Source organism: Winogradskyella sp. R77965 (genome assembly GCF_044594915.1).
Lineage (GTDB): Bacteria > Bacteroidota > Bacteroidia > Flavobacteriales > Flavobacteriaceae > Winogradskyella.
The window spans coordinates 2480316-2502110 of the sequence record NZ_CP138990.1 but is presented as its reverse complement, the minus strand read 5'-3'; the positions used below and the strand labels follow the sequence as shown (position 1 = coordinate 2502110).

Sequence of the window (21795 nt, the reverse complement as noted above, 5' to 3'; positions counted from 1 at the left end):
AAATTCACTAAACATTTTAATAAATAATATCATGAAAAATTTAATAAAAACAATCGTTATCACACTATTATTAACAAATAATCTTTTAGCACAAGAAATAACAAAAGGCTATTTTCCAGAATACGAAGGCAATGTATCTAAAGTAGATTATGACTATGGTAAAAATATTTTAACTAATGCATATAGTCAAATACCTGATAATGAAGAATGTGTTTATGCAGATTATTGGAATGTAGCTTCAGCCTATGCTAGAATGGGCGTTAACTCTGAAATAGTTTATAGCTATATTAAAAAAGCAAAAGAATTAGATACGAAAAGCTTTTGTGAAATTGTAACCTATTTTCAAACTTTAGATGAAGGATTAAATAGATTTAAAAAGTTATTAGGGGATTCTTTTACTGAACTAATATCTGACTGTTCAGGTACAGTTTTAAAACCTGCATCTGCCTCTAGCTTTCAAAAGAAAAAGGAAGGCTTAGACATGAAGAAATATGATGAAACTCTAATTGATAAAATCATATTTTTATTAGAAAAAGATAATCGATACAGATATTCATCAAAAGAATATCATGCAAACCTAGATAAACAAACTAAGCTCGATAGCGAAGTTAGATTAGAGCTTTCTAAAATTTTTGATGACTATGGATATCCATCTATAGAATTGGTAAGTGAAGAATTTAGTAATTACGGGTGTTTACTTTTAGAGCACTCAGGGGATATTGAAACTTATGATAAATACTTTCCTTTGGTCGCAAAAGCTTTTAAAAATGGTGATGTGACCGCTAGTATGTTTAGAATGCTGATAGATAGAATTCATTGGAGAAAAACTGGCAATCAGATTTTTGGATCCCATTCAGGAAAACCTTTTGCTGATGAAAAAACTATAGCTAGGATAAAAGAAGAATATGGATTATAAGTCACATAAAAATAAAATTAGTCTGAAATCATAAAAGTTTTCTTTACAAATCACTGTTTAGAATTTAAGTAAGATTTCCATGAATGAAATAATTTCATTCATGGAAATCTTACTTAAATTTGAACTGCGAAGCTGTGATTAAAATTATAACCATTGAGTATCTTCAATAATTATATCTTGCTCATTTTGTTGTTCCTGAGTTTCCTCTTGTTCATATATTTCTTCTGGACTACAGCTCAGAGTTAAATAACCTAATGATATACATAGTATTAGTAAATATTTTTTTTTCATAATTAATATTTTTTGGTTTGTAAGATTAAACTAGGTTATTAATTATTTAAAAAATAAAAATTCATTCAAAAAAAGACTAAACGAGTTAAAAAAATAATATTAACGCATAAAGTTTAAATCATGCAGATAAAATACATTTAAATTTGAATTACGTATGCTTCATAGAAAACCCTCTCTTGAAATTCTTATTGATATCAGGAAACTTTTCTATTGAATATAGTCTCAAATATGCTCTTTGATATTTGTAAAGATGTAACCTTACCTATATGCATTTTAAATGTAATTAATGCATTTCATACCCATACATATATACACAAGTACATAATCATACGCTGCTGGAGGCACCTTGACTTAATTTGAAATAACTTTTGGTTGATGCTCAAACCTTTATACATTCATAATACTCCATATTGCTATTTTGACATATGTATAGTACATTGAAAACTCCATATTACACTACATAACTCTTTATTACTGTAATTAAATGTATTCCATGTGGGACCACAAATTGAAACTGCTTCAAATTAATGAAGCAGTTTTTTATTTTTGATACTATTTGAAGCGGTGTTTAAACCTCAATTAATTTTAAAACCACTGATACTTAAACGTTTATTTAAGTTTTTGAACGTTTGAAACGCTCATATAGTTGAATTAATATTATATTTATGTTAAGCATTCGCATTAAATTGTAAGAATCTTCCCCAAAACCACTATTTTTTAAGTACTTAATCGATAAAATTTGCCGTTAGAAGATGTTTTTTACTCAATTTAATTTTGTTAGGTTAATTTTTTTTATACATTTACACCTTAATTATAGAATGCTGAAGAAAAATATGTTAGCCTCAATCGCACTTTTTTTTGCAGGTTTCGCATCTATGGCCCAAGGAGCGACGCCTCCTCCGCCTATGCCGCCTCCACCTCCCGGACTTCCTATCGATGGCGGAATTATTGTTTTATTTGTGATTGCACTAACTTTTGGCATCTACAAAAGCAATAAAATCTCAAAACGAGTAGCTTAGTGTCTTAGATCGTTAAGCCGCTTTACATATTTCCCAATTACATCAAATTCCAAATTTACAGAATCCTCAACTTTCAAGTTTTTAAACGTTGTGTGGTTATAAGTATATGGTATTATAGCTACAGAAAAACTATTTGTTTTTGAATTTACCACAGTTAAGCTAACCCCGTTTACAGTAACTGAACCTTTTTCAATCGTAATATTGTTTAGGCTTTTGTCATATTCAAAAGTGTATACCCAGCTCCCATTTTCTTCTTCAATATCAATACACTTTGCTGTTTGATCAACATGCCCTTGCACAATATGGCCATCTAAACGATCTCCAAGTTTCATGGCTCGCTCTATATTTACTGAATCATTTTTAGATAGCAAACCAAGGTTTGTTTTATCTAATGTTTCTTTTATTGCAGTTACCGTATAAGTGTTTCCGTCTATTCTTACAACCGTTAGACAGACACCATTATGAGCGACACTTTGGTCTATTTTTAATTCATTAGTGATATTTGTGCTAACAGAAATGTGAATATTTCCACCATCCGTTACAATGTTTTTTATAATTCCCAAGTCTTCAATAATACCAGTAAACATAAATTGTGCTTTATTTGGTTAAATTTGCAATTGCAAAGTTAAATACATAATATAACTGATTTATCATTTTTAATAAAAAAATAGGATAAGGCTTAATTATGAGAAAAGAAGAAAAGATAATTGTTGGTATTTCGGTTGGTGATCTTAATGGAATTGGCCCAGAAATTATTATCAAAACCTACGAAGACTCAAGGTCTTTAGAACTTAATACTCCTGTTATTTTTGCGTCTGGAAAGCTTATGCAATTCTTCAAAAACCACTTTCAGAGTAAAATCAATTTTTTCAATATAGATACTCCAGAAAAAATTGTGCACGGTAAAGTTAATGTGGTTAATGTTTGGAGAGAACCAGTAAAAATTGATTTTGGTAAAGAAGATAGTAAAATAGGTGAATACGCTATAAAATCACTCGAAGCAGCAACAAAAGCATTAAAAGATGGATTGATTGATGTGTTAGTGACAGCTCCAATAAATAAACACAACATACAATCCGATAAATTCAATTTTCCGGGTCATACAGATTATTTAGCCAATGAACTGAACGGAAAAAGTTTAATGTTTATGGTTTCTGATGAACTTAGAGTAGGGCTTTTAACAGATCATGTTCCACTTAAAGACGCAAGTAGCACTATTACTGAAGAGCTCATAACAGAAAAGATAGGAACGGTTATGAAATCGCTAAAGCAAGATTTTGGTATAAGAAAACCAAAGGTAGCTGTATTAGCCATAAATCCTCACGCAGGAGATAATGGTGTTATTGGAAATGAAGATGATACGATTCTAAAACCAACTTTAGAAAAATTAAAATTGGATGGAAGTTTAATTTATGGACCATATTCTGCAGACAGTTTTTTCGGTTCAAATACCTACAAGAGGTTTGATGCAATAATCGCATCTTATCACGACCAAGGTTTAATTCCTTTTAAAACTATTGCCTTTGGACAGGGAGTTAATTATACAGCTGGTTTAGATAAAGTACGAACATCTCCAGACCACGGCACAGCATACGAAATAGCAGGAAAAGGTATTGCTGACGAAAACTCAATGAAACATGCTATAAATACCGCTATTAAAATTTTTAGAAATAGAGACGAGTATAGTCAGTACAGTAAAAATCCACTTAAAAAAGCCTCTAGATAGTTATAAACAAAAATTGTTCATATCTAGCTGTTAAATAAGGAAAAATTTATATATTTGCACGCTCAAAATGAATGTGGTAATGAAGGCACTTAATGATTATATAATTCCTTTTGTAGGATTAAAAGTCGGAGAGCATCATTTTGATTATCAAATTGATAATACGTTCTTTCAACATTTTGAATATGATGAGTTTAATTCAGTTAATGTAAAAATTGACCTCAGTTTTGAAAAGAAAACAACTTTGTTAGAGTTGTATTTTTCTGCTGTTGGCTCGGTAAATGTTAATTGTGATTTAACAAACGAACCTTATGATCAATCAATTAATGACCAATATAAATTAGTTGTTAAGTTTGGGAGTGAGTATAATGATGACAATGAAGATATATTAATTATACCACATGGTGAGTATGAAATTAATGTGGCACAATATATATATGAGCTCATTGTACTAGCGGTTCCAATTAAACGAACTCATCCAGGTATTGAAGATGGCTCATTGCAATCAGACATACTTTCAAAATTAGAAGAATTGAGTCCTAGTGAGGATAAAAAAACAAAATCATCAGAGGAAATTGATCCTCGTTGGAATAATTTAAAAAAACTATTAACGGATAAATAACATTTAAAATGGCACATCCAAAGCGTAAAATATCAAAAACAAGAAGAGATAAAAGAAGAACACATTATAAAGCTTCTGTACCTCAAATAGCAACTTGCCCAACAACTGGTGAGCCACATTTATACCATAGAGCACATTGGCACGAAGGAAAATTATATTACAGAGGTCAAGTATTGATTGATAATTCTGTAGAAGAAGAAAACATAGCATAAGTATTATGCATGCATATAAGAAAACGCTCACTTGTGAGCGTTTTTTTTGTTATTATTTTTTGAATAGCACAAAAACCACTTACTTTGCGTTAATATTTGCCAAAAATTGATGAAAATTGAATAAAATAAACCACTTTTTGTCAATTTTGTATACTTTTAATTATCTAAATCCTAAGAATGAGTAAAATCACAGCGGCAATTACGGCTGTCGGAGGCTATGTTCCAGACTTTGTTTTGACCAACAAGGTATTAGAAACAATGGTCGAGACTAACGATGAATGGATTACCTCAAGAACAGGTATAAAAGAACGTAGAATTCTTAAAGATGAAGGAAAAGGCACGTCGTTTTTAGCTATAAAAGCGGCAGAAGATCTTATTCAGAAAAAAGGCCTAGATCCAAAAGAGATTGAATTAGTTATTGTCTGCACGGCAACACCAGACATGAAAGCTGCAGCAACAGCAGCTTATACAGCCACACAAATAGGAGCGGTAAATGCGTTTTCATACGATTTAGAAGCGGCATGTTCTAGTTTTCTCTATGGTATGTCAACTGCGGCGGCATATATAGAATCGGGGCGTTATAAAAAAATTCTTTTAATAGGTGCTGATAAAAATTCATCATTTATAAATTATAAAGACAGAGCCACATGTATCATTTTTGGAGATGGAGCTGGTGCTGTACTCTTTGAACCTAATGAAGAAGGTTTGGGCTTACAGGATGAATTATTAAGAAGTAATGGAGAGGGAAGAGACTTTCTACAGGCTACATATGGAGGCTCATCTTATCCTATTACTGCGGAAACTTTTAATGAGGGGAAACATTATGTTTTTCAAGATGGTAAAACAGTATTTAAAAATGCCGTTTTCAATATGGCAGACGTTTCGGAAAAAATTCTTAAAAGAAACAACCTAACAAATGATGATGTTACGTGGTTAGCAGCTCACCAAGCAAATAAGCGTATTATTGATGCTACGGCGAATAGAATTAACCTAGAAGAAGAAAAAGTAATGATGAACATACAGAAGTATGGTAATACAACATCAGCGACTTTGCCATTATTGTTATATGACTACGAATCACAATTAAAAAAAGGTGATAACATAATATTTGCTGCCTTTGGCGGTGGATTTACTTGGGGCTCAATTTATTTTAAATGGGCTTATAATTCCTAACAAAAAACTAACTAAAAACAACGTAATATTATGGATTTAAAAGAAATTCAGAACTTAATAAAATTTGTAGCCAAATCTGGCGCGAGTGAAGTTAAGTTAGAAATGGATGACGTTAAAATTACCATTAGAACAGGTTCAGAAAGCGACACCACAATAGTGCAGCAAGTGCCAATGCAAGCAGCACCGGTTATTCAGCAACAAGCGGCTCCAGCGCAACCCGCTGCACCAGTTGCCGAAACGACAGTACCAGAAACAGCGGTAAGTGAAGATTCAAAATATATCACAATAAAATCACCAATTATTGGAACTTTTTATCGCAAACCTTCTCCAGACAAACCTGTTTTTGTTGAAGTAGGAACTGAAATTAAAGAAGGAGATGTACTTTGTGTTATTGAGGCTATGAAACTATTTAACGAGATTGAATCAGAGGTTTCAGGTAAAATTGTTAAAGTACTTGTGGACGATTCGTCACCAGTAGAGTTTGATCAACCATTATTCTTGGTAGATCCATCATAACCAGATTTAAAATTCCAAAGTATAATTCCCAAGTTGTTGGAATTTGGAATTTGAAATTTTAAATATCTAAAAGTTATGTTTAAAAAAATACTAATTGCCAATAGAGGTGAAATAGCACTTCGTGTTATTAGAACCTGCAAAGAAATGGGCATCAAGACGGTCGCGGTTTATTCGACCGTGGATGAAGAAAGCCTACATGTTAAGTTTGCAGACGAAGCGGTCTGTATAGGACCAGCTCCAAGTAGCGAATCGTATCTTAAAATACCTAATATCATTGCAGCAGCAGAAATCACAAATGCTGATGCTATACATCCAGGTTATGGATTTTTGTCTGAAAATGCTAAGTTCTCCAAAATATGTGAAGAACATGGTATAAAGTTCATCGGAGCATCCGAAGAGATGATTGATCGAATGGGTGACAAAGCCAATGCAAAAGCTACTATGAAAGCTGCAGGAGTACCTTGTGTACCAGGAAGCGAAGGTATCATAGAATCTTTTGAGGAGTGTAAAAAGTTAGCTAAAGAGACAGGTTATCCCGTAATGTTAAAGGCTTCTGCAGGAGGTGGAGGAAAAGGAATGCGTGCCGTTTGGAAAGCAGCAGATCTTCAAAATGCATGGGAATCTGCTCGTGCAGAATCTAAAGCAGCATTTGGAAATGATGATATGTACATGGAAAAACTTATTGAAGAGCCACGTCATATCGAGATACAAATTGTTGGAGATTCTCGAGGGAAAGCATGTCATTTATCTGAGAGAGATTGTTCCGTTCAGAGACGCCATCAAAAATTGACTGAAGAAGTACCGTCTCCATTTATGACAGATAAATTGAGAAGCCAAATGGGTAAAGCTGCTGTCAAAGCTGCAGAATACATTAAATATGAAGGTGCAGGTACCGTAGAATTTTTAGTAGATAAACATCGAAAATTCTACTTTATGGAAATGAACACGCGTATTCAGGTAGAGCATCCTATAACCGAACAGGTTATAGATTTTGATTTGATTCGTGAACAAATTTTAGTAGCAGCCGGAGTTCCAATTTCGGGAAAAAACTACACACCAAACTTACATTCAATCGAATGTAGAATAAATGCTGAAGATCCGTTTAATGATTTTAGACCTTCTCCAGGAAAAATTACAACCTTACATGCACCTGGTGGGCATGGCGTCCGTTTAGATACGCATGTTTATGCAGGTTACAGTATCCCACCGAATTATGATTCTATGATTGCAAAATTGATTACCACTGCTCAAACAAGAGAAGAGGCAATTAACAAAATGAAGCGTGCGTTAGATGAGTTCGTTATAGAAGGCATTAAAACCACGATTCCTTTTCACAGACAGTTAATGGATCATCCAGATTATTTAGCAGGTAATTATACCACTAAATTTATGGAAGACTTCGAAATACAAGAAGAAGTAGAAGAATAAAATAGTAATGCCCAAGCTTTTAAGCTTGGGTTTTTTGTTTGATTTTTTAGAGGTTTAGATTCATTTTATGATTCAAAAGAGATAGTTGCTTTTTTTGATAATAGAATAAATACAACTAAATTTAAGGGTTGAAAAAGAAATGTTATGAATCAGAACAACTTTACAATAATAGCAGTTATTGGTTTTAGTTTATGCTCCCTATTTATTGATGCACAAAATTCAAATGAATTATGGACTAGCCTCAGTGAGACTAAAGCTCTTAAAGCTAAACAGATTTCAAGAAAAATAAGCCTAGCAGCAGAGAAGTTTTATCAACTTGATGTTAAGCGATTAAAAAATTCATTAATAAATGCCGGGAATAGAAAAAATGGGGGAAACACGGTAATTTCTTTTCCTAATGCAGACGGTAAATTAAATCGATACAAAGTTTTTGAAGCTTCTGTAATGGCACCAGAACTTGAGTCACAATTCCCCAATATAAAATCTTATGCTGGTCAGGGTATTGACAATCCTGCAGAAACAATTAGGTTTAGTATAACTCCCAAAGGGCTAAATGCTATGTTTTTAGGAACATCCAATGGCACACAATTTATAGACCCTTTCTCTTCAGAAGGCAATATTTATTCAGTTTATGCTAAAAAGAACGCCGAAGTTAAAAATTTGGAATTTGTGTGCGGAGTTATTGACGAACCAGAATTATTGAATAAAACCACAGATGCGTTAACAAATACAAAAAACGCCGAAGATGGCACGCTAAGAAATTATCGTATAGCCATTGCTTGTACTGGTGAGTATGCGGTATTCCATGGAGGCACTGTTGCTGGAGCAATGGCTGCAATAGCAACGACAATGACAAGGGTCAATGGCATATACGAAAGAGAACTATCCATTACCATGACCTTGGTGGCCAATAATGCAAGTATTATTTATACTGATGCAGAAAATGATCCCTTTACTAATAATGACTCTGAAATATTAATTAATCAAAGCCATTCCACAATAACAAGTGTTATAGAGACTGCTAATTTTGATATCGGACATACATTTAGTACTGGTGCCGGAGGGTTAGCTGCACTGGGATCGTCGTGCAACAGCAGTAACAAAGGAAGAGGTGTCACAGGAACCTCACAACCTGTTGGTGATCCTTATGACGTTGATTTTGTTGCTCATGAGCTTGGACATCAATTTGGGTCACCCCATACGTTTAATGGGAATAAAGTTTTTTGTGCAGGTAATAATAGAACAGCATCATCTGCTTACGAACCAGGAAGTGGAACTACAATAATGGCATATGCAGGTATTTGTGGTTCTGACAATGTTCAAAATAATAGTGATGATTACTTTCATCAAAGAAGTTTACAACGTATATGGAACCATATCACGAGTTCAGGTGCTTGCCCAACGAATACAACTACAACAGGAAATAACGAACCTGTTGCTGACGCAGGCGCAAATTACACAATACCACAAGGCACTCCATATATGTTAGATGGTAGTGGTTCCTCAGATCCAGACGGAATGGGATCATTAACTTATACTTGGGAGCAGTATGATTTAGGTCCAGCTGGTTTACCAACAGAAACTACTTTAACAGGTCCATTGGTAAGATCTTTTAAAGGCACTAACAATCCAGTTAGATATATTCCAAGACTCTCCGACCTATTAACAAATGGAGGCACTTCTACTACTTGGGAAAAATTAGCGACAGTAGATAGAGCAATTAATTATAGTCTGACCGTAAGAGATAACGAGGCAACTGGCGGACAAACAAATGTCGATCAAATGATTGCAACCGTAACCACTGCGGCTGGACCGTTTACAGTGACTTCTCAAAATACAGGAGGAATAAGTTGGGACAATGGTTCAACACAAACAGTAACATGGAATGTTGCAGGTACAAATGCTAATGGTGTAAACGCCACAAATGTTAATATTTTACTATCTACTGACGAAGGTGTAAATTTTGATACTGTATTAGCATCAAGTACACCAAATGATGGTTCTCATAGTTTTACTGTGCCAAATAATGTTGCTGGTACAAGTTGTAGAGTTATGGTTGTAGGAGATAATAACATCTTTTTTAATGTCAACTCTACAGCATTTCAAGTAGGTTCTATTGTATGTAATGAATTTCCGTCGGGTGCGGTTAATGTTGCGATTCCTGATGGAACGGATGCCAATGAGGCAGGAGCGGTTGCTTTTAGCTCGCTTAATGTTTCCGACTCTGGTCCAATTTCAAGTATGAAAATTTCATTGGATATTACACATCCATATGTAGGGGATTTAATAATTCAGTTACAGCATCCTAACGGAACAGATTTTGTTAATGTGTGGGATAGGACATGTAATAGTGCGGCTTTTGGAAATATTGATGTAACCTTAGAGGATGAATTACCAGTCATTTCTTGTGCATCTCCGACCACAGGCTCATATGCTCCAGAAAACCCACTTAGCGTCTTTAATGGTCTAGAAATGAATGGTGTTTGGACAATTGCGTTAGTGGATAATTATGATGAAGACGTAGGAACTTTAAATAGTTGGTCAGTAGAGTTTTGTGTACCAGCAGGATTATCTGTTGCTGAGAACGAATTAGATAACTTGAGTATTTATCCAAACCCAAATAATGGCCAATTTAATATTGGATTCAATTCAAAATCTGGAGAAGATATTACGATTGAAGTTTATGATATCAGAGGCCGAGCTATTTATACAAATGTATTCAGTAATGTTAGCCGCTTCGAAGAAGTGATTAGACTTAATAACGCACAATCAGGAGTTTATTTATTAACTATAGCAGATGGCTCACAAAAAGTGACTAAGAAAATTATAGTAGATTAAAAATTTAATTTATACTTTAAAAGCTCCTAATTTTAGGAGCTTTTTTTATACTATGAACCTGTCATATTGGGAAATAAAGTGTTGGTTATCTAACGTAGATTATACTATTATTGGTAGTGGAATTGTCGGTCTTAACTGTGCGCTGTATCTAAAGAACCGATTTCCTAAAGCCAAAATTTTAATTCTCGAAAAAGGTACACTTCCTCAAGGAGCGAGCACAAAAAACGCAGGTTTTGCCTGTTTTGGTAGCCTTAGCGAAATTATTGAAGATCTTCAACACCATTCTAAGAAAGAAGTTTTGGAGCTTGTAAACAAGCGAATAAATGGTTTGCAACTTTTAAGAGAAAACCTAGGTGATAAAACCATCAATTATCAAAATCTAGGTGGTTACGAATTGTTTGTAGATTTAGATACTGAACTTTACGAATCTTGCTTAGGGAAGCAAGAAGAAGTTAATAAGTTACTGCAACCAATTTTTAACAAAGATGTATTCTCTTTTGTAGAAAACAAATTCAGTTTTAATAGTATAAAGCCTAAATATAGCCTCAATCAATTTGAAGGAGAAATCGATACCGGAAAAATGATGGAGGCATTACTACTTAAGGTGCAGTCCTTAGGTATAAAAATATTAAATAATACTGCCGTTGAATCGTTGTCTGAAATTTCAAACACTGTAAAAATAAAAACAAATCAATTTGAATTCTCAAGTCATAAGCTTTTAATTGCTACAAATGGATTTGCAAAACAATTAAATATTTCAGGAGTTAAACCGGCTAGAGCTCAAGTTTTAATTACGAAACCTATTGATGGGCTGCACATAAAAGGTACTTTTCATCTAGATAGAGGTTATTATTATTTTAGAAATATTGATAACAGAATTTTATTAGGAGGAGGTAGAAACTTGGATTTTATAACAGAAGAAACTTCAGATTTTGGTGAAACGGAAATTATTCAAAACAAACTTGAAGAGCTTTTAAAAACAACAATTTTACCAAATACCGATTTTGAGATAGACCATCGATGGAGTGGAATAATGGGAGTTGGAAAACAGAAAAAAGCCATTGTAAAACAGTTATCAAATAATGTGTTTTGCGGAGTGCGCTTAGGCGGAATGGGAGTTGCTATTGGTAGCTTGGTTGGTAAAGAACTGGCAGATTTATTATAATGAGCGTAAAACAACAATTATATAATCGCTGCGAAACTCTTCTAAACGAGAGGTTAAGAATCATTCAACAAACAATTGCTGATATTCAAAACAATCTCCAATCAGAAACTAAAAGCAGTGCTGGTGACAAACACGAAACTGGTAGAGCAATGCTTCAGCTCGAACGCGAAAAGGCAGGAAATCAATTGGCAGAAATTCAAAAATTAACCGAGACGCTTCATAAGATAGATGTAAAAATAAAACATAAAACTATAGCTTTAGGGAGTGTTGTTAAAACAACAGACTTAAACTATTTTATTAGTGTAAGTGTTGGAGAAATTAAGTTGAAGAATAAATCCTTTTATGGCATATCTGTTGCTACTCCAATAGGTAAATTATTAATCTCTAAATCAGTTGGAGATGAAATTAGGTTTAGGGCTAAGACATTTACAATAATAGATGTCTTATAAAAACATTAAGAATTAAGCCTTTAATTTCAAATAGATTGTCGCTTTTATTGCTGGGAATGACGTTTTTGTTATAGCATCTTGCCAAATAATTAGAGTAACTTTACGATAGAAAAACAGTTATGAAAACACGATTAATTTTTATATGCTTTATATGTCTATCTGCTTTTGGTTTTGGCCAGAAATCTTCTGTAGATTTTGAAATAAAAAACGTTGGTATAACGGTCGATGGATATTTTAATACATTTACAATTGACGCAGATTTTGACGCGAATTTTGAACTCAAAAATCTTTCAGGAAAAATCACTACATCTTCAATTAAAACAGGCATTGATAGTAGAGACGAACACCTTTTAGAAGAAGACTACTTTGATGTTGAGAATCATAAATACATTATATTAAAAAGCACAACCATAACTAAGAAGACTATTACTGCGTACAATGTTAAAGCTAGTCTCACCATCAAAGGAAAAACGAAAACGGTTACTATTCCAGTTACTGTAGAAAAAGTGGGAGATAAACAGAAGATCACTTCTAATTTTGAGATTAACAGACAAAATTATGATGTTGGTGGTGGTAGCTTCGTAATGAGTAAAACGGTAAAAATTAATGTGATTTATTATCAATAATTTTACATGATTAATCAAGATTTTGATGTGATTATTATTGGAGGCGGACTAGCGGGATTAACCAACGCTATTCATTTATCTCAAAACAACATCAAAGTTTTATTAATAGAAAAAAGCAATTACCCAAAGCATAAAGTTTGTGGCGAATACATTTCTAACGAAGTTTTACCATATTTAATTTTTTTAGGCTTTGATCCATTTAAATTTGGTGCAAAACGCATTTCAAAATTTCAATTAACTACTCATAATAATAAGAATATTGAGGCCAAATTACCTCTTGGTGGTTTTGGAATGAGTCGCTATGAGATGGATTACCAACTGTATCAGTTGGCACTAGAGAGTGGTGTTACTGTACTTCAGGATTTGGTAATTGATATTGAATTAGATACAGATGTGTTTCAAATTGAAACTAAATTGAAACACACCTACCAATCAAAAATAGTGATAGGAGCATTTGGAAAGCGCTCTAATTTAGATATAAAACTCGATCGAAAATTTATAAATAAAAAATCGCCTTATTTAGGTGTAAAAGTTCACGTTTCAGGAAATTTTCCTGAAGATAAAGTAGCGCTTCATAACTTTAAAGGTGGTTACTGTGGTGTGTCAAAGGTTGAAAATGACCACATCAATTTATGTTACATTACAGATTACAATGCGTTTAAAAAATATAAGGATATTGCTACTTTTCAGAATGAAGTACTATTCAAAAATTTGGCTTTAAAGCAGTTGTTTAAGAATTCTAATTTAGAATTTAATAAGCCGTTAACTATCTCTCAAATTTCATTTGAAACTAAAAGTCCTGTTGAGAATCATATATTAATGTGTGGTGATTCAGCAGGAATGATTCATCCATTGTGCGGTAATGGGATGGGAATGGCGATTAGAAGTGCACAATTAGCATCTGAGTTGATTATTGATTATCTTCAAGGAAAAATTGCAACAAGGGAAGCTTTAGAAAAAGCCTATACCAAGAACTGGAAAAGTACGTTCAGTTTTCGTTTAAAGGTTGGTCACGCAATTGCCTATTTATTCAGAAAAGATTGGTTGGCGCCGAAATTATTAGCGGTAATGCGGTGGTTTCCATTTTTAATACCATTAATTATAAGAATGACACACGGAAAACCTATGAAAGTGCCATGAGTTTATTTATTGACACAACATACAGAAGTGACGAAACCGAAATCATGGATGATTTTTCTATGAATGGAGAATTACTGAGAGACACTTTAGATAAATTAGGAAGTATAAATAAATGGCTTGGAGGAAATAGGGTTACAATCAATGGAATAAAGCAATTACTAAAAGGAAAACCTAAACATAAGACATATAGCATTATAGACTTAGGTTGTGGACATGGAGATATTTTAAGATTAGTCGCTGATTTTGGTAGAAAGCGAGGTTATAGGTTTAAATTAATTGGAATTGACGCTAATCTAGATGCGATTGATTATGCCAATGAATTATCAGAAAATTATCCGGAGTTAACATTTAGAAATGAAGATATTTTCTCTGAGGAATTTACGAAAATCAATTTCGATATAGCATTAACAACTCTTTTTCTACATCATTTTAAAGAAGAAGAAATAATAACTCTATTATCAGTTTTGTCCAATAAAGCAACTTTAGGGATTGTTGTAAATGATTTGCAGCGCAGTGAGATTGCTTATGGTTTGTTTAAATTATTAGGTATAGTCATTTCAAATGATATGATAAAAAAAGACGGATTAACGTCTATTCTCCGGGCTTTTAAACGTGAAGATTTAGAACGTATCTCAAAGAAATTAAACCTCAGATCACAAATTCATTGGAAATGGGCATTCCGTTACCAATTACTAATTAAAACGTAGATGTCAGTAAAAATTACGTCAGTAGCAAAGCAACTCCCAAAATATACCAGAGAAACAAAAGATATTTTACCTTTTGTAGAATTATGGCTAGAGGGTCAGGAAGAGCGTTTTAAACGAAAAGTCTTGAAAATTTTTGAAAATGCTGCTGTAGACAAACGTTATTCTATAATGGATGCTGATGAAGTATTTTTAAAAACATCGTTTGAAGAAAAAAATGACATTTACATAAGAGAATCTATAAAGCTAGCTGAACAAAGTCTTATTAAAGCTCTAGATAAGGGCAATTTGAAGCCGACAGATATTGATTATATTATTACGGTAAGTTGCACAGGTATAATGATTCCGTCTTTAGATGCTTATTTGATAAATAGCTTAAAACTGAAACAAGATATTGTACGATTACCAGTTACTGAAATGGGTTGTGCAGCAGGTGTTTCAGGCATTCTATATGCTAAGAATTTTCTAAAAGCAAACCCTAATAAACGGGCAGTGGTCATTGCGGTAGAATCGCCTACAGCGACTTTTCAACTTGATGATTATTCTATGGTGAATATAGTGAGTGCTGCAATTTTTGGTGATGGTTGTGCAAGCGTCATTCTATCGTCTTATGAAGATGAGGTCGGACCAGAAATTAAAGATGAAGCGATGTATCATTTTTTTGATGCCGAGCACATGATGGGTTTTAAGTTGAAAAACACCGGACTGCAAATGGTACTAGACCAATCCGTACCGCAAACCATAGCAGACCATTTCCCAAAGATTATTCATCCATTTTTAGAAAGAAATAATTTGACGATTGAAGACATAAACCATTTAGTGTTTCATCCTGGTGGCAAAAAAATTGTACAAACCGTAGAGGATTTATTTGGGTCTCTCGGTAAGAACATTGATGATACAAAGGAAGTTTTAAGACTTTATGGTAATATGAGCAGTGCGACTGTTTTGTATGTGCTAGAGCGTTTTATGGATAGAGATTTACCAAAAGGGGATAAAGGAATAATGCTCAGTTTTGGCCCAGGATTTTCTGCACAGCGTATTTTGTTAGAGTGGTAAGGTGATGGAAAAGGAACAAATCATACAACTTTTACCTTATCAAAAGCCATTTCTATTTGTAGATGGAATAGATATAATTTCCGAAGAAGGAATTACAGGACATTATAGATTTAGAAAAGACGAATCGTTTTATAAAGGTCATTTCAAAGACAATCCAATAACACCAGGAGTCATTCTAACAGAGTGCATGGCTCAAATTGGCTTAGTGTGTTTAGGAATCTATTTATTGAAAGACCATTTAACCGAATCTTCAAAACCACAAATAGCATTAACCTCACACCAAATGGATTTTTATATACCTGTTCTGCCAAATGAAAAGATAAGGGTGATTTCAGAAAAAGAAGTGTTTCGTTTTAATAAACTAAAGTGCAAAGTGAGAATGATGAATGAAAAAGGGGAGTTGGTTTGCAGAGGACATATTTCAGGAATGTTGAAAGCATGAAAAAAAGAGTTGTCATAACAGGGTTAGGTGTTGTTGCACCAAACGGAGTTGGAGTTAAAGATTTTACCCAAGCTTTAAAACTGGGTAAATCAGGCATTACATTTCACAAAGAACTTAAAGATTTAAACTTCTCCTGTCAAATTGGAGGCATTCCAAATATTTCAGAAGATTTAAAATCACAATATTTTACAGACTTGCAGCTCAGAGGATTTAATAGTTCAGGGATATTATATGGATGCATTGCAGGAATAGACGCCTGGAAAGATGCTGGTTTTGAAAAGAATACCGAGAGTCAATTAGATTATGATACAGGACTTATATTTGGTACAGGCACATCTGGTGTTGAGAAATTCCGCGAAGCGATTTACAAGCTAGATGATAATCAAGTAAAGCGTTTAGGAAGTACAGTGGTTGTACAAACCATGGCGAGTGGTATAAGTGCATATCTTGGAGGAATGTTGGGTTTAGGCAATCAGGTAACAACAAATTCCTCTGCTTGTACAACAGGAACGGAAGCTTTATTAATGGGTTTTGATCGCATACAAGCAGGTAAAGCTAAGCGTATGTTAGTTGGGAGCTGCAGTGATCACGGACCATATATTTGGGGAGGTTTTGATGCGATGCGTGTAATGACTTATAAGCATAATGAAAACCCAGAACAAGGATCTCGACCAATGAGCGCATCAGCATCAGGTTTTGTACCTGGAAGCGGAGCAGGAGTGTTGGTTTTAGAATCTTTGGAAAGTGCTTTAGACCGAAAAGCGACAATCTATGCAGAGGTTTTAGGTGGAGAGGTTAATTCAGGAGGGCAGCGTCAAGGAGGAACACTAACAGCACCAAACGCTGAAGCCGTTCAACGTTGCATTAAAAAAGCTATTGAAAACTCAGGAATAGAGGCAAATGATGTCGAGGTAATTAATGGTCATTTAACAGCCACTACTAAAGATGCTTTAGAAATTGAAAACTGGACCAAAGCCTTGAAAAGGAAAAGAAAAGATTTTCCGTATATAAATTCAACAAAATCAACAATTGGGCATTGTCTTGCAGCAGCAGGAGCTATTGAATGTGTCGCTAGTGTCATTCAATTAAAAAATCAGTTTGTTGCACCAAATGTTAATTGTGAAGATTTACATCCAGATATTGAAAATTTAATAGGGTCAGAACCCATAGCAACTCAGAAAATAGACTTAAATTTTAAAGTCATTGCCAAAGCGAGTTTTGGTTTTGGAGATGTAAATGCTTGTGTTTTATTTAAGCGATATATAGCTTAACTTTGCTAAGAAAACCTCACTATGATAAACGAAGAATTAATTAACAAACTAAAAGCGATCGTCGCTCCATATATTCAAAATGAAGATGCTTTTAAAAATCTATCAGAAGACACTGATTTTGTCAACGATTTACAAATTAATTCAGCGAACTTAGTAGATATTATTCTAGATGTTGAAGATGAATTTGATATTAGGTTAGAGAATGAAGACATGGAAAAAATGCTTGATGTAAAATCTACAATGGATATCATTAATACTAAGCTAGCAGCTAAATGATAGGTAATGATATTGTTGATATTACTGAAGCTAAGCTAAAATCTAACTGGCAAAGACCTCGATTTTTAGATAAACTATTCACAGAAAAAGAACAGTATATTATTCTTAATTCTGTTGACTCATTTCTTATGGTTTGGAAATTGTGGTCCATGAAAGAGGCCGCTTATAAATTATATACACAACTACATCCAAGTCGATTTTATAATCCAAAAGCATTTGAATGCACAGTTGAAGAAAATTTAGGAAGAGTAACGTTTCAGAATTTTCGATGTTTTGTAAAAACAAAAACCACCTCAAGTTTTATAATGTCTGAAGCGAGTTTCGAAGATGTGGAAATGACTTCTATTTCAATGGTTTTTAATCACTTTGATGTTAAGAAACATAGTGAAATTTTAAAATCTGAAATTTTAACATTGATTTCAAATATGTACGATATTCAAAAACAAAGTTTAAGTTTCCACAAAAATGAAATTGGAGTACCAACAGTCCATTTCAATTCAAAATGTATAAACGTAAGCTTAGCGCATCATGGTAATTATGGTGCTTTTGCTATTTCAACTTAATGAAAAGACTTCAAAACATAATAGCGTTTATTATCAAATTTAGAATAGCAATCATAGTTGTTCTTACGATTTTAATGAGTGTTTCGGGCTATCAAACGCTTAAAAAGTTGCGTGTAGATAACTCGCTTTCTATTTGGTTTTTAGAAGATGATCCAAGTTATAAAGCCTATATAGATTTTCAGGAAAACTTTGGCTCTGATGAGATTTACATCACCATGCTACCTGTAGAAAATGCTATTGGTGAGAGCGAAATGCAAGCCTTAGAGAATTTGCACAAACAAATTGAAGCTTTGCCTTATGTAAATACAACATTCAGTTTGGCAAAAGCGAAATATCCTATTTATGCCAATAACAAAATCAATTTTGACGATTTATATAATGATAAACGAAGTGAAAAGGGTTTAAAAAATCTCTTTTCAAAATTACCAAATATTATATCGCAATTGGTCACCAAGGATTACAAAAATCAATTCTTTTATATCCAATTAAATCCGACGCCAACTATTGAAGAAAAACGCCAAGATATCGCTGGTGAGATGCGAGGTATTATAGAAAGGCAATACAGCAATTACTACTTAACTGGTCCACCAGTTTTAAATGAGGCTTACAGCAAAGGTATTTATAAAGAAAGTTTAACTTTTGGTATTCTAACAGTACTTGTAATCACTTTAATGCTTTTGTTTTTATTGCCAAGTAAACGTTATCTCATTATTTCATTATTGTCGGTTGCAGTACCTGTGTCCTTATTGTTTGGATTAATTACATCTCTCGGTTTTGCATTGAATATGATTTCTATGCTCATTCCAACCATTCTTATGGTTTACAGTGTTAGTGATGCAGTGCACATTATTAATATATATCATAAAGAAGGGCTTATAAATAAATCATTGTCTAAAGTTGAATTATTAGCAGTTGCTATAAGGAAAAGTTTTACACCTTGTTTCTACACAACGCTAACGACATTTGTTGGTTACTTTGCCTTATATTTATCTCCACTTCCTGCATTTAAAAATATGGGAGTATTTACCTGTATTGGCCTAGTATTGAGTTTTATTTTAGTGTATGTGATTACTATTATAGGCTTCAGTTTTATGAACCTAAATTTTGAAACAGTAAAACCAGTTTTAAGTATAAAAAAGTTATCTCAGAACAAATTTATAGAGTGGCTTAATGCTCTCACTTCTCAGCATAAAACATCAATTATTTTTGGCTTTACGGCTGTACTTTTGTTTGGTTTGTATTCTATATTTCAGGTAAAAATAGACACCAATTCTAGAAATCTTTTAGCTGAAGGAAAAGCAAAACAAGACTTAAGAACAGTTGAGGTTGAACTGGGCGGAAGTAACAGATTGCAAATTAATGTTTCCAAAAAAAATGCCCAAAATATCTTGAATAAAGACGCTATGAAAGCATTGGAAAAGTTCCAGAACAAACTTGAAAGCAATGTGTTTATTTCTAATCCTGTTTCAGTAGTTAATTTTAAATCATTCTTAGAAAAACGGACTCCTGTGTTATTTCAGTCGAATGTAACTGAGAACAGGCTTAAGAATACTTTATCTTCTGTAGAAAACACCGACAACAACTTTTTTAAACTATTTTCTAAGGACTTAAGCACAGCGGGTTTTACACTGACTCTTAGCGAAATGAAAACCTCTGAATTAGAACAGGTATTGGAAGATATAAAGAGCGCTTTTAAGGAATCATTCAACACAGATGATTATACGCTTAAGATAAACGGTTTTGCAGTAGTATTTGCGCAACTTAACAACTTTATATTAGAGACCCAGTTTAAGTCGTTTTTTGCTGCTTTTTTTGTAGCGTTTTTATGTTTATGGATTTTTATAAAAAGTCTAAGAACCACACTTTTAGTATTGATTCCGAATATTTTACCCTTAGCCATTTTGGGAATATTAATGAGTCTACTAGATATTCCACTCGATGTGACAACAGCTATGATTACGCCAATAATGTTAGGTATCGCCATGGATGACACTATTCATTTGGTTTATAAATATAGGAAAAGTAAAACCATAATGGGCACACCAGAAGAACGTATGGATAATGCCATGCTTTATACAGGTAGTGCACTGATATCTACAACTATTGCCTTAGTTGGAGGCTTCTTAATTATTGCATCTAGTGCAACACCATCTGTACGAGATTTTGGCCTACTTTGCGCTGTTACAGTAGCCATGGCTTTAGTAACTGATATCTTTTATTTGCCCGCTTTGCTAAAACGTTTCGACAGGTAGCTAATTTTCAGTTTTAAAGTATATCGTACTATTTTTTTGGATTTCATTTTCATTTTCAATAAAAATAGATTCAGAATTAAAATCAACCTCAATCAACCAAGAATTCCCATTAAAATATGACGCTTTTACATCAGCCTTTAGATCGGATTGCTCTACAATTTTAAGCTGATGCGCATAAACAATTCCAAACGGTTCAATAACATTAAACTCGCTAAAAAAAGAAGCAATTAATGGAAGTTCTGGGTTATTGTATAAGTGTTGAGGTGTATTCTTAGCTATTATTTTAGAATGATGAAGTACTATCATTTCATCAGCAAAACCAAGGACATCGTTTTTATCGTGTGTAGCGACAATACAGGCAATATTATTTTCTTTGAGATGTTTAAAAACACTCCGTCTTAAGGATTGTTTTTTAAAATTATCGATATGGCTAAAAGGCTCATCTAATAATAAGATTTCAGGTTCTTTTGCCAATGCTCTTGCGATAGCTACACGTTGTTTTTGCCCTCCACTGAGTAGTTTTACTTTGGTTTTAGCAAACGCTTCAAGTTCTACAACTTTTATGAGTTCTGCAGTTCTCTTCTCTTTTTCTTCAGGATAAAAACGAGATAAGTATTTACCTATATTGTCTTCAACTGAAGTAAAAGGCATCAGGTCAAACTCTTGTGAGACATACTTCATGAAATCGTAGCCAATGACTAGATTATATTTTGGACCAAGGATTTCTTCATCATTCCAAAAAATCTGCCCTTTATTTAAATCGTACTCACCATAAATAAGCTTTAGTAGTGTGCTTTTCCCTGAACCACTTTCGCCAATAACGGCTAAGTTTTCACCAGCTTTAACTTTAAAGTCAATAGCCTTTAAAATTTTAGTTTCAGAATATCCAAAACTGACATGTTTTACTTGAAGCATGATGCAAAGATATGTGTTTCAAAAATTTAATTTGCACAAAAAAACCATCTCGATTTAATCGGGACGGTTTTTCTTTTTATTGTTATTTCAGCGCAAGAAGGAATCTATTTTTTGATAAACTTTCGCTTCATGATTTTTCCTTCAGATTCTAGTCGCAAAAAAAATTAAATTCCGCTTGTTTCTTTTAATCGCAGGATT

23 protein-coding genes are annotated in these 21795 nt (G+C 33.3%); 19 read left to right on the top strand and 4 right to left on the bottom strand.

Going from position 1 to position 21795, the window contains the following annotated elements; all coding sequences use genetic code 11:
- Positions 1 to 31: 31 nt before the first annotated feature.
- The gene (locus SJY34_RS11165) at positions 32 to 916 is read left to right on the top strand and encodes a hypothetical protein (RefSeq protein WP_400075656.1); all 885 of its coding nucleotides are present in this window, start codon (positions 32 to 34) and stop codon (positions 914 to 916) included.
- Between the two features lie 144 nt (positions 917 to 1060).
- On the opposite strand, the gene SJY34_RS11160 is transcribed toward SJY34_RS11165, so the two are convergent.
- From SJY34_RS11160 to SJY34_RS11150, 3 genes are all read right to left on the bottom strand, one after another.
- Positions 1061 to 1207 (bottom strand): hypothetical protein, encoded by a 147-nt coding sequence (locus SJY34_RS11160; protein ID WP_400075654.1) that lies wholly within the window; start codon positions 1205 to 1207, stop codon positions 1061 to 1063.
- Between the two features lie 811 nt (positions 1208 to 2018).
- On the bottom strand, positions 2019 to 2189 hold the full coding sequence (locus SJY34_RS11155) for a hypothetical protein (RefSeq protein ID WP_400075652.1): 171 nt from the start codon (positions 2187 to 2189) through the stop codon (positions 2019 to 2021).
- Positions 2190 to 2222: 33 nt separating this feature from the next.
- On the bottom strand, positions 2223 to 2813 hold the full coding sequence (locus SJY34_RS11150) for a riboflavin synthase (RefSeq protein WP_400075650.1): 591 nt from the start codon (positions 2811 to 2813) through the stop codon (positions 2223 to 2225).
- 98 nt (positions 2814 to 2911) lie between these two features.
- Here SJY34_RS11150 and pdxA point away from each other — a divergent pair, with 98 nt between their 5' ends.
- The 18 genes from pdxA to SJY34_RS11060 all read left to right on the top strand — a co-directional run bounded on the left by pdxA (position 2912) and on the right by SJY34_RS11060 (position 20682).
- Positions 2912 to 3952: a 4-hydroxythreonine-4-phosphate dehydrogenase PdxA gene (gene pdxA / locus SJY34_RS11145; protein WP_400075649.1), complete on the top strand. Its 1041-nt coding sequence runs from the start codon at positions 2912 to 2914 to the stop codon at positions 3950 to 3952.
- A 79-nt stretch (positions 3953 to 4031) separates the two neighbouring features.
- Complete coding sequence (locus SJY34_RS11140; RefSeq protein ID WP_400075648.1) at positions 4032 to 4571, top strand: YceD family protein; 540 nt, start codon at positions 4032 to 4034, stop codon at positions 4569 to 4571.
- An 8-nt stretch (positions 4572 to 4579) separates the two neighbouring features.
- Positions 4580 to 4783: a 50S ribosomal protein L32 gene (rpmF, locus tag SJY34_RS11135; RefSeq protein WP_008269858.1), complete on the top strand. Its 204-nt coding sequence runs from the start codon at positions 4580 to 4582 to the stop codon at positions 4781 to 4783.
- A gap of 177 nt (positions 4784 to 4960) precedes the next feature.
- A complete protein-coding gene (locus SJY34_RS11130) occupies positions 4961 to 5956 on the top strand; it encodes a beta-ketoacyl-ACP synthase III (RefSeq protein WP_400075647.1) in 996 nt (331 codons plus the stop codon).
- A 30-nt stretch (positions 5957 to 5986) separates the two neighbouring features.
- The gene (gene accB, locus SJY34_RS11125; RefSeq protein WP_400075645.1) at positions 5987 to 6472 is read left to right on the top strand and encodes an acetyl-CoA carboxylase biotin carboxyl carrier protein; all 486 of its coding nucleotides are present in this window, start codon (positions 5987 to 5989) and stop codon (positions 6470 to 6472) included.
- 75 nt (positions 6473 to 6547) lie between these two features.
- Positions 6548 to 7900, top strand: coding sequence for an acetyl-CoA carboxylase biotin carboxylase subunit (gene accC / locus SJY34_RS11120; RefSeq protein ID WP_400075643.1), 1353 nt, complete (start codon positions 6548 to 6550; stop codon positions 7898 to 7900).
- 144 nt (positions 7901 to 8044) lie between these two features.
- Entirely contained in the window at positions 8045 to 10738 is a 2694-nt protein-coding gene (locus tag SJY34_RS11115) for a reprolysin-like metallopeptidase (RefSeq protein ID WP_400075641.1), read from the top strand.
- Between the two features lie 52 nt (positions 10739 to 10790).
- Positions 10791 to 11903 (top strand): NAD(P)/FAD-dependent oxidoreductase, encoded by a 1113-nt coding sequence (locus tag SJY34_RS11110; protein ID WP_400075639.1) that lies wholly within the window; start codon positions 10791 to 10793, stop codon positions 11901 to 11903.
- Complete coding sequence (locus tag SJY34_RS11105) at positions 11903 to 12352, top strand: 3-oxoacyl-ACP synthase (RefSeq protein ID WP_400075637.1); 450 nt, start codon at positions 11903 to 11905, stop codon at positions 12350 to 12352. The genes SJY34_RS11110 and SJY34_RS11105 overlap by 1 nt, the downstream gene beginning before the upstream one ends.
- A 119-nt stretch (positions 12353 to 12471) precedes the next feature.
- The gene (locus SJY34_RS11100; RefSeq protein WP_400075635.1) at positions 12472 to 12978 is read left to right on the top strand and encodes a YceI family protein; all 507 of its coding nucleotides are present in this window, start codon (positions 12472 to 12474) and stop codon (positions 12976 to 12978) included.
- Positions 12979 to 12984: 6 nt separating this feature from the next.
- Positions 12985 to 14118, top strand: a complete 1134-nt coding sequence (locus tag SJY34_RS11095; protein ID WP_400075633.1) for an NAD(P)/FAD-dependent oxidoreductase — start codon at positions 12985 to 12987, stop codon at positions 14116 to 14118.
- A complete protein-coding gene (locus SJY34_RS11090) occupies positions 14115 to 14825 on the top strand; it encodes a methyltransferase domain-containing protein (protein ID WP_400075631.1) in 711 nt (236 codons plus the stop codon). The genes SJY34_RS11095 and SJY34_RS11090 overlap by 4 nt, the downstream gene beginning before the upstream one ends.
- Positions 14826 to 15878 carry a type III polyketide synthase gene (locus tag SJY34_RS11085; protein WP_400075630.1) on the top strand — a complete coding sequence of 351 codons (1053 nt, stop codon included), beginning with the start codon at positions 14826 to 14828 and terminating at the stop codon, positions 15876 to 15878.
- A gap of 4 nt (positions 15879 to 15882) precedes the next feature.
- Complete coding sequence (locus SJY34_RS11080; RefSeq protein WP_400075628.1) at positions 15883 to 16320, top strand: 3-hydroxyacyl-ACP dehydratase FabZ family protein; 438 nt, start codon at positions 15883 to 15885, stop codon at positions 16318 to 16320.
- Positions 16317 to 17591 carry a beta-ketoacyl-[acyl-carrier-protein] synthase family protein gene (locus SJY34_RS11075; RefSeq protein WP_400075626.1) on the top strand — a complete coding sequence of 425 codons (1275 nt, stop codon included), beginning with the start codon at positions 16317 to 16319 and terminating at the stop codon, positions 17589 to 17591. Before SJY34_RS11080 ends, SJY34_RS11075 begins: the two co-directional genes overlap by 4 nt.
- A gap of 21 nt (positions 17592 to 17612) precedes the next feature.
- Positions 17613 to 17867: an acyl carrier protein gene (locus SJY34_RS11070; RefSeq protein ID WP_400075624.1), complete on the top strand. Its 255-nt coding sequence runs from the start codon at positions 17613 to 17615 to the stop codon at positions 17865 to 17867.
- Positions 17864 to 18430 (top strand): 4'-phosphopantetheinyl transferase superfamily protein, encoded by a 567-nt coding sequence (locus SJY34_RS11065; protein WP_400075622.1) that lies wholly within the window; start codon positions 17864 to 17866, stop codon positions 18428 to 18430. The genes SJY34_RS11070 and SJY34_RS11065 overlap by 4 nt, the downstream gene beginning before the upstream one ends.
- Positions 18430 to 20682, top strand: a complete 2253-nt coding sequence (locus SJY34_RS11060) for an RND family transporter (protein ID WP_400075620.1) — start codon at positions 18430 to 18432, stop codon at positions 20680 to 20682. The genes SJY34_RS11065 and SJY34_RS11060 overlap by 1 nt, the downstream gene beginning before the upstream one ends.
- On the opposite strand, the gene SJY34_RS11055 is transcribed toward SJY34_RS11060, so the two are convergent.
- Positions 20683 to 21597: an ABC transporter ATP-binding protein gene (locus SJY34_RS11055; protein ID WP_400075618.1), complete on the bottom strand. Its 915-nt coding sequence runs from the start codon at positions 21595 to 21597 to the stop codon at positions 20683 to 20685.
- Positions 21598 to 21795 lie beyond the last annotated feature (198 nt).

Bases quoted from the DNA above. Each gene is read 5' to 3' on its own strand.
- accB (WP_400075645.1), top strand. From the start codon at position 5,987: ATGGATTTAAAAGAAATTCAGAACTTAATAAAATTTGTAGCCAAATCT.
- SJY34_RS11085 (WP_400075630.1), top strand. From the start codon at position 14,826: ATGTCAGTAAAAATTACGTCAGTAGCAAAGCAACTCCCAAAATATACC.
- SJY34_RS11155 (WP_400075652.1), bottom strand. From the start codon at position 2,189: ATGCCAAAAGTTAGTGCAATCACAAATAAAACAATAATTCCGCCATCG.
- SJY34_RS11160 (WP_400075654.1), bottom strand. From the start codon at position 1,207: ATGAAAAAAAAATATTTACTAATACTATGTATATCATTAGGTTATTTA.
- rpmF (WP_008269858.1), top strand. From the start codon at position 4,580: ATGGCACATCCAAAGCGTAAAATATCAAAAACAAGAAGAGATAAAAGA.
- accC (WP_400075643.1), top strand. From the start codon at position 6,548: ATGTTTAAAAAAATACTAATTGCCAATAGAGGTGAAATAGCACTTCGT.
- SJY34_RS11115 (WP_400075641.1), top strand. From the start codon at position 8,045: ATGAATCAGAACAACTTTACAATAATAGCAGTTATTGGTTTTAGTTTA.
- SJY34_RS11090 (WP_400075631.1), top strand. From the start codon at position 14,115: ATGAGTTTATTTATTGACACAACATACAGAAGTGACGAAACCGAAATC.
- SJY34_RS11060 (WP_400075620.1), top strand. From the start codon at position 18,430: ATGAAAAGACTTCAAAACATAATAGCGTTTATTATCAAATTTAGAATA.
- SJY34_RS11140 (WP_400075648.1), top strand. From the start codon at position 4,032: ATGAAGGCACTTAATGATTATATAATTCCTTTTGTAGGATTAAAAGTC.
- SJY34_RS11150 (WP_400075650.1), bottom strand. From the start codon at position 2,813: ATGTTTACTGGTATTATTGAAGACTTGGGAATTATAAAAAACATTGTA.
- pdxA (WP_400075649.1), top strand. From the start codon at position 2,912: ATGAGAAAAGAAGAAAAGATAATTGTTGGTATTTCGGTTGGTGATCTT.
- SJY34_RS11075 (WP_400075626.1), top strand. From the start codon at position 16,317: ATGAAAAAAAGAGTTGTCATAACAGGGTTAGGTGTTGTTGCACCAAAC.
- SJY34_RS11105 (WP_400075637.1), top strand. From the start codon at position 11,903: ATGAGCGTAAAACAACAATTATATAATCGCTGCGAAACTCTTCTAAAC.
- SJY34_RS11055 (WP_400075618.1), bottom strand. From the start codon at position 21,597: ATGCTTCAAGTAAAACATGTCAGTTTTGGATATTCTGAAACTAAAATT.
- SJY34_RS11080 (WP_400075628.1), top strand. From the start codon at position 15,883: ATGGAAAAGGAACAAATCATACAACTTTTACCTTATCAAAAGCCATTT.
- SJY34_RS11165 (WP_400075656.1), top strand. From the start codon at position 32: ATGAAAAATTTAATAAAAACAATCGTTATCACACTATTATTAACAAAT.
- SJY34_RS11070 (WP_400075624.1), top strand. From the start codon at position 17,613: ATGATAAACGAAGAATTAATTAACAAACTAAAAGCGATCGTCGCTCCA.
- SJY34_RS11095 (WP_400075633.1), top strand. From the start codon at position 12,985: ATGATTAATCAAGATTTTGATGTGATTATTATTGGAGGCGGACTAGCG.
- SJY34_RS11110 (WP_400075639.1), top strand. From the start codon at position 10,791: ATGAACCTGTCATATTGGGAAATAAAGTGTTGGTTATCTAACGTAGAT.
- SJY34_RS11130 (WP_400075647.1), top strand. From the start codon at position 4,961: ATGAGTAAAATCACAGCGGCAATTACGGCTGTCGGAGGCTATGTTCCA.
- SJY34_RS11065 (WP_400075622.1), top strand. From the start codon at position 17,864: ATGATAGGTAATGATATTGTTGATATTACTGAAGCTAAGCTAAAATCT.
- SJY34_RS11100 (WP_400075635.1), top strand. From the start codon at position 12,472: ATGAAAACACGATTAATTTTTATATGCTTTATATGTCTATCTGCTTTT.